Genomic DNA, 8030 nt, shown 5'->3' with positions numbered 1-8030 from the left:
ACCCACCTACTTAAGAGTAAGTAGGCAACGTAAAGGCTTTGTTGAAAAAGAGGCATTGCGCGTCATTAAATCTAACGATTTCATCGCTTACGAAAACTTAAATATTCAAGGCATGGTAAAAAACTCTAAACTAGCTAAATCTATTAATGATGTGGCTTGGTCAACTTTTCGGCAATGGTTAGAATATTTTGGGTTTAAATATGGTAAGGCTACGGTAGCAGTAGCCCCCCATAACACGAGTCAAAACTGTTCTAATTGTGGTCAAAAAGTCTCTAAATCTCTATCTACAAGAACCCATATTGGTCCCGATTGTGGCTATGTAGAAGATAGAGACATTAACGCCGCTATCAACATTCTCAAAAAGGGACTAAGTACGGTAGGGCATACCGAAACTAATACGCTTGGGGAGAGATTCCCTCTGGTTTGGTTGGATACGTCCTGTCAGATTAAGGAAACTCGATGAACCAAGAATCCCTCGCATAAGCGCGACGGGAGTGTCAATATTAATAATATCAACCTGAATTATACAGCCATAAATGCGCGTGATGCTGTCCCTGCAACCCAGATGAACCAAGAGATAAAGAGCCGGTTCGGTATCAAAAACTGTTTCAGTTTTGACGGGATCACTAGGCGCTCTCAGTAGGGAATCTGATTTTTGTGAATTACTGTTGGTAAGAGTGCGCGACCGAGAAAATATTGATAGAGTATTGATGAGGAGACCAGGAAAAATTCAACTTTAAGAGGATTTTCACTGATGACAGCAGTTACCGAAAATGATCTGAAAAGGTTAGAAGATTTAATCGTTAGCGGACAGAAAGCGATCGAATCCCGACTGACAAACCGAGAAAATGGACAGAAGGCGATCAAAAACAGTCCACTAGGAGAAATTAAAGGAGATATTAAGGCCTTGCATGCCAAAGTTACGGGACTAGAAAAGCGGGTTGACGATCTCAACGCACAAGTCAACATTACCACCATTGGATTCCTTAGCATTGTCGGCATTTTGGTGACAGGAATGCTGACTATTGCCGGCAAAACAGTCTTTTTCCACAGTCCCTAGAATAAGTCGGTATATGGTTCTGCTCGCTGTCTATCCCGGGGAGAAATCCCTCTGGCGTTTCTCCAGTGCGAAATCTGGGCTAAAAATTGGCCCGGTCAGGAAATCTTGATCTTAAATTCCCCAAAAATTGCGCTAGGATCGGCTTAATAGCACAGGAGAGGCGATCGATTGGGATAACCGATCCTGTGGTTTGAAAACGTGACTGTATAATTGTTAGAGTGTCAATAGATAAATTCCAGAGGAATCATGAGCAATATCCAAGATAAAATTCAAGAAGAGCGAAAAAACGCCAGAGCCGTCTGTAGTACGGAAGGTGCCACCTCTGGCGAATGCGCCGCCGCTTGGGATGCGGTGGAAGAATTACAAGCAGAAGCCGCTCACCAACGTCAAGACCACCCCCAAAAAACCTACTTCGAACAGTATTGTGATGATAATCCCGATGCCGCCGAGTGTCGCGTTTATGACGATTAATGGAGTCGGGCAGCGGTTTTTTCTCTCCTGACAGTAGAATCCTAGCTTTAGGGCGATCTCAACTATAAAGAGATCGCCCCTCGTTGCTAGATGAATAATCGTGGTGTTAAGTAGTCGTGCAAAATTAATTTCCTAGTGAAGATAGGCAAGAGGCAAAAAGCAGGAGGCAAGAGGTGGTTAGATATGTGTAATTAATTTTGCTTAGGTACTTAGCAAAACAGAGTTATTTCCCTACACCACAGCACTAAGAAAAGAGTTTAAATTTGTTGATCATTTACATTCCCATACTTGCCAGACTGCTGTAGAACGACAAAATAATAATAAAAACAATTAACCGTTATTTTTGATGGTAAAGTCTTTCATTCTGAGACAGGCAAAATCTCATACCCGTTACCTGATTTCCATCGTCTCAGAAGCAGAAATACCAGAAAAACCTTGAGGAGATGCTCGGGACATTTTAGAAGATATGGCTGGAACTATTCAAGTCCCAGAAGACTGGTCAAAAGAAGAGGACTTTTATCTTGATGGAACACCGCACCGATGTCTTTAAGAATGTTGGGTTTCTCTCGAACCATTGCATCGAGCAGTTTTATCCTAGTAAAACTATTTATTGAATTTTGACATTTAATTTATAGCTGGCATTGCCGCGAGTTCCCCCTACAATTATTTCATAATTTCCAGTGGCTGGTAATTTTAAACTAGATTGGGTGGCTTCTGTTTTCAATATTTCCCCATTCGGTGCAATCACATCAAATACGGCATTATTTTCTAACGATGTAATTTTCAGATCCATTCTCTGTCCTTGATTCGCTCTTAATAAATAAATATCTCTACTCCCTCGAACAACCGATTGATTAACGGTGGCGCTATTAGTTCCTGGTGCAAACCGGATTTGAGACACTAAACAAGGTTCTTTTCGATAAACTTCTTGTCCCGTATTCAAAGAATCTGCGGTTAACGTCCAGATTTCTCGAGTTTTTTGGGTGTCTAACTCAATTTTTGTCGTGATATTTAAGTTTAACTGATTTCCCTTTTTTGTTCCTTGTAAGGTTTGAGTATAGGAAGTATAATAAGATGCTTGTTCATTATGAATTGTAGCTTCTACCCGACCCGTGACTTGATTTCCCTGAATATAAATCCTTGCGGTAGAATCCAGATCATCATTAGCGACCGAAAAACAATAACCTTGAATCGAAGAAGTTCTAGACGCTTGGGCAATTTGTCGGGGGAAATAATTTGCCATTCCTGGTGTAACATTCACTAAACTTGTAAAAATGACTACACATCCTAATAATTTCATCATAATCACGACCATTCCAAATTTTCACTAATGCTAAACTAATCATCACCCCAGCCACCCTATTTATGGGAAGTTCATTTATGAACTATTTTAGCCGATTTTAAAGCATTTTGGTCTGGTTTTTTGCGATGTTGATCAAGATTCGTCGATTTTACTATTATAGCTCCTAACCCTAGAAAAATTAGAGCGGTTGTTACCGAAGGTTCAAAAATAGTTACAGGTGAATTTTGGATTAGATGTAATGTGCTTTCTTTTTGGATATTATAATCAGCTAAAGTTCGCCACTCTTCTAAAACCTTACCAGCAAATATCAAAGTTTGCTGCTCTGAGAGAATACCTTCTTTGTCTTGAATCTTATCTTTTATATTGTCAATTGTATCAGATGGCTCAACCTCTAAAGTTATGGTTTTGCCAGTTATCGTTTTGACAAAAATTTGCATCGCTATTGCTGATGTAGCTCCTAAAGCTAAAAAGGTAATGGTTAACAAAATAACAATTGTACTCTTAGATTTTTTAAGCATTGATATTCTCTCGGGTATTTTTCAATACTGTACAATATCTCTCATAATTATTCAACGCAACAAGGGAGCCTTATTGACAAAGACAATCCTTGAAACCTGATAAGCTGTACTGAATTTAAACTGGGTAGGGAAAATTTTAGTACAAATGCTCGAACTGCTTCTCCCTGCTCCGCAGCTCCGGCGCTCCCCGACAATCTTAACGAGTAATTTATATAGTCAACAGCTTAACCCCGATTCAAAAGCAGATGAAAAATGGCAGCAATTGAATGATAAGGAAAGGAGTTTTAAGCTTTAATAGCGGTAGTAGTGATTATAAATGAAATTAAAAGATATTGTCAACAAAGTCAAAATAGATTCTAGGAAATTAACTCAATATACTCTTAATTTAGACAATCCAAAAGGATTAAATAAAGCCCTCATGTTTCAACGGCACTTAGGATATACTCAAGATAATCATGAGCCACTCCTACAACAAATTGCCGACAAAGCTCTTGAAGCAAACGCTGTTTATCAAAGTACAGATAACCATGGACAACGTTATCAAGTCGATCTAGAAATTACAGGAATTGAACCGGGACAAAAAGAAATAGTCAGGACTGGATGGATTGTTGAGCATGATAGTGATACAGCTAGATTAGTAACTTTATATGTGAGAAAAAGACCATGATTAAACCAGAATTATTTGACCTTGTTGAATTATTAGTTGACTTGCCTGAATATAACTTAATAATGGGAGAACAAGGGACAATCGTTGAAGACTACAATGATGGTTGTTACGAAATTGAATTTAGTAATGATCGAGGGGAAACTATAGCTCTTTGTCCTCTGCCAATGCAGCAATTTATTGTCATCTGGAAAGCTAAGAGCAAAACGTGGTTATCTTTAATTAGTTAGGTGTTAAAAGTTGTCAGACACCGCCCTTATCAAGGGGGCAGGGGGGATCAGAGGCAAAATCTATCTTCAATTTAATTATAACTACTTACTTAACAGCTAACAGCTTTAATTAATAAATTACCCAGGGAAAAGCAACAAAAAATTTTAGATTTCACTCGCTCTTTACTGGACTTTCCGGTTGACAAAAGACCCTAAACTGTGGTGTATCCGCTATGGGGTGGCAGGGGGGATTAGGCCGCGTCTTCTAAGTAGAGATAAGGCTGAAAACTGATAAATACCCCGCTAATTTCTTGAATGTCTCCCAATTGGGAGATCGCCTCGTTAATGGTGTGATATTTAATCTCGATCAGTTTTGGCAATTTCTCCCGGTCAAGCTCGCCAACGCCAGAGCGAATATACTGATCAAGGATAAAGTCGAGAAACTCCCCTTGTTTTCCCGTGTATTTCGAGAAAATTAAATCTTTGTGCTTGATTACCCGCTCTTCTCTGGTCAGGGGTCTGGCTGCGTAGGCGATATAGGTCAGCACGTCGTAAATATCACTGTTTTCCGTGTTGGTGATACGGGCGATCGCCTGTAGATGCTCCTCGCCGTAGCCTTTTTCCGCGAGTCCAGTTAGCAGGGATTTGCGGGTGTCGGGTCGGCCCCAGAGAAGGCGTAATTCCGCTTCATCTTGAAAAAGATCGGGAATATCCCCGAAAAGCTGCTGGATAAACTCCTCGGCCGAGATCAGGTTTCCGTCAGCGTTCCAGAAAGTTGTTTTCTGGGTGTGTTCCAGTTCTCGTTCCTTGCCGTCGGCCAGTTTGATTTTAATTTTCTGGCGTATCGGCAGAGGATCCGGCTCGTCGAGAGGAGCTTCGATCGCGTCAGGTGGTTCGGGGCGCGGCCTCGGATCGATGACCACGGGTTCCTGCGGTTCCCCGTCCCATTCGGGATCGTTAAAGTTTTCATGGGCTTTAACAAAATCGTAGATAGTGAAATAGTCCTTATTATCGAAAAGGCGCGTCCCCCGGCCGATAATCTGTTTGAACTCGATCATCGATTTGACCGGACGCAGTAGAACGATATTTCTCAGGTTTCTAGCATCCACCCCGGTGGAGAGTTTGCGAGAGGTGGTGAGGATGGTGGGGAGCCTTTTCTCGTTATCTTGAAACTTTTTTAAGTGGGTGTCTCCCAAGCTGCCATCGTTGGCGGTAACGCGAGCGCAGTAGTTAGGATCGCTGCTGATGGCCATTTGATTGATCAGATCGCGAATGGCTAGGGCGTGGTCTTGATTGGCGCAGAAAACCAGGGTTTTCTCGTTTTGGTTGATCGCCTCCATAAAAATTTTTACCCTTTGGCGCTCCCGTTCCTCGATCTCGATAATCCGGTTAAAGTCGGATTCAGTATAAACCTTGTTTTCGTCGATATCGCCCTCGATCAGTTCATCGTCGGGATCATATTGGTACTCGTCGAGGCTGGTGGTGAATTCAACCACCTTAAAGGGGGTTAGGTAGCCCTCGTTAATGCCTTCTTTCAGGAAATAGGTGTAGAGGGGTTCGCCGAAATATTTGTAGGTGTCGCCGTTGAGATCCCGTTTCGGGGTGGCGGTTAATCCCAGTTGTACAGCAGGGGCGAAGTATTCGAGGATTTTTCGCCAAGTGCTTTCGTCGTTGGCCCCGCCCCGATGACATTCATCCACGATCACCAAGTCGAAAAAGTCGGGAGCGTATTCGAGGAAGTTAGGGGCCAGTTCCTCGCCGTTTTGGGTCATAAAGGTTTGAAAGATCGAAAAAAAGACACTGCCGTTTTTAGGGACTTTCTTTGTTTTCTGGATTTCCTTCGGTTCGATCCTAACGAGCGCATCTTCGGGGAAGGCGGTAAACTCGGTTAAAGCTTGATTAGCCAGAATATTCCGATCCGTAAGGAAGAGAATACAGGGCCGGTGGGTCGGTTCACCAGTGAGGTTCCAACTACTATAAAAGAGTTTCCATGCGATTTGAAGGGCGATCGTTGTTTTGCCGGTGCCGGTAGCCATGGTCAGGAGCATCCGTTTTTGACCAGCTGCGATCGCTCCTAGAACCGCCTGGATGGCGTTGTGTTGGTAGTAGCGGGCCTCCCGCATCCCGCTTTTATTATCGGGGGGGACGGTGGCGAAACGGTCGCGCCAGTGGTTGGAATCGGGGTAGGTGGCCGCCCAGAGTTCTTCCGGGGTGGGGTAGCGATCGATATAGCCTTCTTTTCCGGCGCGGGTATCCACTTGATAAATGCGGAGGCCGTTGCTACAGAGGGCGAAGGGGGTTTGCAGGCGCTCGGCGTAGTCCTTGGCCTGCCCAAGTCCCTCGGTGGGGTGCGCGTCGCGTTTTTTGGCTTCCAAGGTGGCGAGTTTGTGACCGCGATAGACTAAGACATAATCGCAGGTTTTCGATGAACTGCGCCGGCCGGAACCGATTAGACGACCGGGGGCAATAACCTCGCGACGAATTTTACTGTCGGGAATGACTCCCCATCCGGCGGCTTTGAGGGCAGGGTCAACCAGTTCGGCTCTGGTTTCGGCTTCGTTCATGGGCTAGAAATCAAGTTGGCTGATGGCTTCCGCCATCGCTCGATCGGTTATGTCGGTTTGGTCGGTTTTGGAGTAGAGGGTGATGAGGACGATGGCGGTCTGGGTTTGCAGGTAGTAGATAACTCGATAACCGCCGCTTGGCTCTTCTAGGTTCTGTGTGATAAGTTTAATTGACATAGGATCGATCAATCTTTGTGTCCTTTGTGTCTTTGTGGTTCGTTCCACCCCCTCGCTCTTGAGAAATGTATCTTAGAATACATTTTACCCACCAAAGCTGGGAGAGCCGCCGCTTTTCCCCTTTTTAATATCACTGTTTTTGAGGCGAACTTTGAAAACGGGGAAATTGAATCCTTGAATGCGATCGCCGGGGGTTTGTCCTGTCTGAAGGGTCTGAAGTAGGGGTTGTAAGTCTTGGCGGATGGATCGATAGCGTTTGGCGAGGATTTTGAGATCTTTTTGAAAGCGGGGGGTGAGTCTAATTTCGATGGGGTTTTCGTTAATCGACATCAATGTCTTCCCACATTCGATCTAGGGGGATGGTATTTCCCGCTAGGGCTTCTTGCATTCCTTGTTTAAGGTTGGCAACGATTTCCTCGTCTGGGGTGTCGTCTGGGTTGTGCGATCGTTCCCGTTCTAATTCAAGGCGAAAGGATCGAACGATCTCGTAAATCTGAGTCAGGTGGTCTTCAGGGATTTCGTGGAGTTCGTCGATGATTTTTTGGATGATCATGGAGCTACGGGAAGACGCTATTTACATTTTAACGGTTCTACTGGCTAAGAGAGCGTTCGTAAATTAATGTAAAAAAGGTGGACAGAATCGAAAAAGAGGTTGTAAGCAAGAAATAGAGACAAGGAGAGTACAAGTAAATGGAAAGACAACCCTATCCATCCGACCTGACTGATGATGAGTGGGAAATCCTTAAACCCTTGATTCCCGAGCATCAAGGAGTCGGTCGTCCGCGCACCGTAAATATTCGAGAAATTCTCAACGCGATTTTCTATTGGGTCGATAACGGGATCAAGTGGCGAGCCATGCCCCACGATCTACCACCGTGGTCAACGGTATACGATTATTACCAGACCTCTTGCAAAAGTCTTAAGTCGATCCTTGTACAGCAACATTTTTGAAGATTATCAACTACTAATAAATAATTAACTGAAAGTCCCTCCCATTATTGTTTCTATCGTTTGTTTTCGGATTTATGCAAGAGGTCTATTGTAGCTTGGAGATTACTCTGGTT

9 protein-coding genes and 4 pseudogenes are annotated in these 8030 nt (G+C 43.7%); 7 read left to right on the top strand and 6 right to left on the bottom strand.

The features are described from left to right. The 4 genes and pseudogenes from MICAI_RS03150 to MICAI_RS26785 all read left to right on the top strand — a co-directional run. The coding region (locus MICAI_RS03150) for an RNA-guided endonuclease InsQ/TnpB family protein (RefSeq protein WP_039899532.1) at positions 1-463 on the top strand (463 nt) is incomplete at its 5' end. A gap of 291 nt (positions 464-754) precedes the next feature. After that, on the top strand, positions 755-1060 hold the full coding sequence (locus MICAI_RS03145; RefSeq protein ID WP_008197592.1) for a hypothetical protein: 306 nt from the start codon (positions 755-757) through the stop codon (positions 1058-1060). A 246-nt stretch (positions 1061-1306) separates the two neighbouring features. After that, on the top strand, positions 1307-1531 hold the full coding sequence (locus tag MICAI_RS03140) for a Calvin cycle protein CP12 (protein ID WP_008197591.1): 225 nt from the start codon (positions 1307-1309) through the stop codon (positions 1529-1531). Positions 1532-1739: 208 nt separating this feature from the next. Beyond that, positions 1740-1841 (top strand): annotated as a pseudogene (locus MICAI_RS26785) (transposase); the annotation flags it as partial. Positions 1842-2138: 297 nt separating this feature from the next. Here MICAI_RS26785 and MICAI_RS03135 read toward each other — a convergent pair. Both MICAI_RS03135 and MICAI_RS03130 read right to left on the bottom strand, forming a co-directional pair. After that, positions 2139-2846 (bottom strand): hypothetical protein, encoded by a 708-nt coding sequence (locus MICAI_RS03135; protein WP_008197589.1) that lies wholly within the window; start codon positions 2844-2846, stop codon positions 2139-2141. A 59-nt stretch (positions 2847-2905) separates the two neighbouring features. Beyond that, positions 2906-3352, bottom strand: a complete 447-nt coding sequence (locus MICAI_RS03130; protein ID WP_008197585.1) for a ubiquitin-like protein — start codon at positions 3350-3352, stop codon at positions 2906-2908. A gap of 316 nt (positions 3353-3668) precedes the next feature. Here MICAI_RS03130 and MICAI_RS03125 point away from each other — a divergent pair, with 316 nt between their 5' ends. Further along, a complete protein-coding gene (locus tag MICAI_RS03125) occupies positions 3669-4019 on the top strand; it encodes a DUF6883 domain-containing protein (RefSeq protein WP_008197578.1) in 351 nt (116 codons plus the stop codon). Next, positions 4016-4241 (top strand): annotated as a pseudogene (locus tag MICAI_RS26780) (DUF4926 domain-containing protein); the annotation flags it as partial. The gene MICAI_RS03125 and the pseudogene MICAI_RS26780, both read left to right, overlap by 4 nt. Positions 4242-4476: 235 nt before the next feature. On the opposite strand, the gene hsdR reads toward MICAI_RS26780, so the two are convergent. The 4 genes and pseudogenes from hsdR to MICAI_RS03100 all read right to left on the bottom strand — a co-directional run bounded on the left by hsdR (position 4477) and on the right by MICAI_RS03100 (position 7519). Further along, the gene (gene hsdR / locus MICAI_RS03115; protein ID WP_008197574.1) at positions 4477-6789 is read right to left on the bottom strand and encodes an EcoAI/FtnUII family type I restriction enzme subunit R; all 2313 of its coding nucleotides are present in this window, start codon (positions 6787-6789) and stop codon (positions 4477-4479) included. Positions 6790-6792: 3 nt separating this feature from the next. Further along, positions 6793-6966, bottom strand: coding sequence for a hypothetical protein (locus MICAI_RS25645; RefSeq protein ID WP_157221716.1), 174 nt, complete (start codon positions 6964-6966; stop codon positions 6793-6795). 105 nt (positions 6967-7071) lie between these two features. Next, positions 7072-7296, bottom strand: a pseudogene (locus tag MICAI_RS03105) (type II toxin-antitoxin system RelE/ParE family toxin); the annotation flags it as partial. Further along, entirely contained in the window at positions 7286-7519 is a 234-nt protein-coding gene (locus tag MICAI_RS03100; protein WP_008197566.1) for a hypothetical protein, read from the bottom strand. The gene MICAI_RS03100 and the pseudogene MICAI_RS03105, both read right to left, overlap by 11 nt. A gap of 137 nt (positions 7520-7656) precedes the next feature. Between MICAI_RS03100 and MICAI_RS03095 the strand changes: the two are divergent. After that, positions 7657-7863, top strand: a pseudogene (locus MICAI_RS03095) (transposase); the annotation flags it as partial. Positions 7864-8030: the final 167 nt, after the last annotated feature.

Source organism: Microcystis sp. T1-4 (genome assembly GCF_000297435.1).
GTDB lineage: Bacteria > Cyanobacteriota > Cyanobacteriia > Cyanobacteriales > Microcystaceae > Microcystis.
The sequence above is the reverse complement of the archived record's forward strand: the minus strand, read 5'-3'. Positions and strand labels throughout refer to the sequence as shown.

Excerpts from the sequence above, each read along its gene's own strand:
- MICAI_RS03145 (WP_008197592.1), top strand. The coding sequence starts at position 755 with ATGACAGCAGTTACCGAAAATGATCTGAAAAGGTTAGAAGATTTAATC.
- MICAI_RS03140 (WP_008197591.1), top strand. The coding sequence starts at position 1,307 with ATGAGCAATATCCAAGATAAAATTCAAGAAGAGCGAAAAAACGCCAGA.
- MICAI_RS03135 (WP_008197589.1), bottom strand. The coding sequence starts at position 2,846 with ATGGTCGTGATTATGATGAAATTATTAGGATGTGTAGTCATTTTTACA.
- MICAI_RS03130 (WP_008197585.1), bottom strand. The coding sequence starts at position 3,352 with ATGCTTAAAAAATCTAAGAGTACAATTGTTATTTTGTTAACCATTACC.
- MICAI_RS03125 (WP_008197578.1), top strand. The coding sequence starts at position 3,669 with ATGAAATTAAAAGATATTGTCAACAAAGTCAAAATAGATTCTAGGAAA.
- hsdR (WP_008197574.1), bottom strand. The coding sequence starts at position 6,789 with ATGAACGAAGCCGAAACCAGAGCCGAACTGGTTGACCCTGCCCTCAAA.
- MICAI_RS25645 (WP_157221716.1), bottom strand. The coding sequence starts at position 6,966 with ATGTCAATTAAACTTATCACACAGAACCTAGAAGAGCCAAGCGGCGGT.
- MICAI_RS03100 (WP_008197566.1), bottom strand. The coding sequence starts at position 7,519 with ATGATCATCCAAAAAATCATCGACGAACTCCACGAAATCCCTGAAGAC.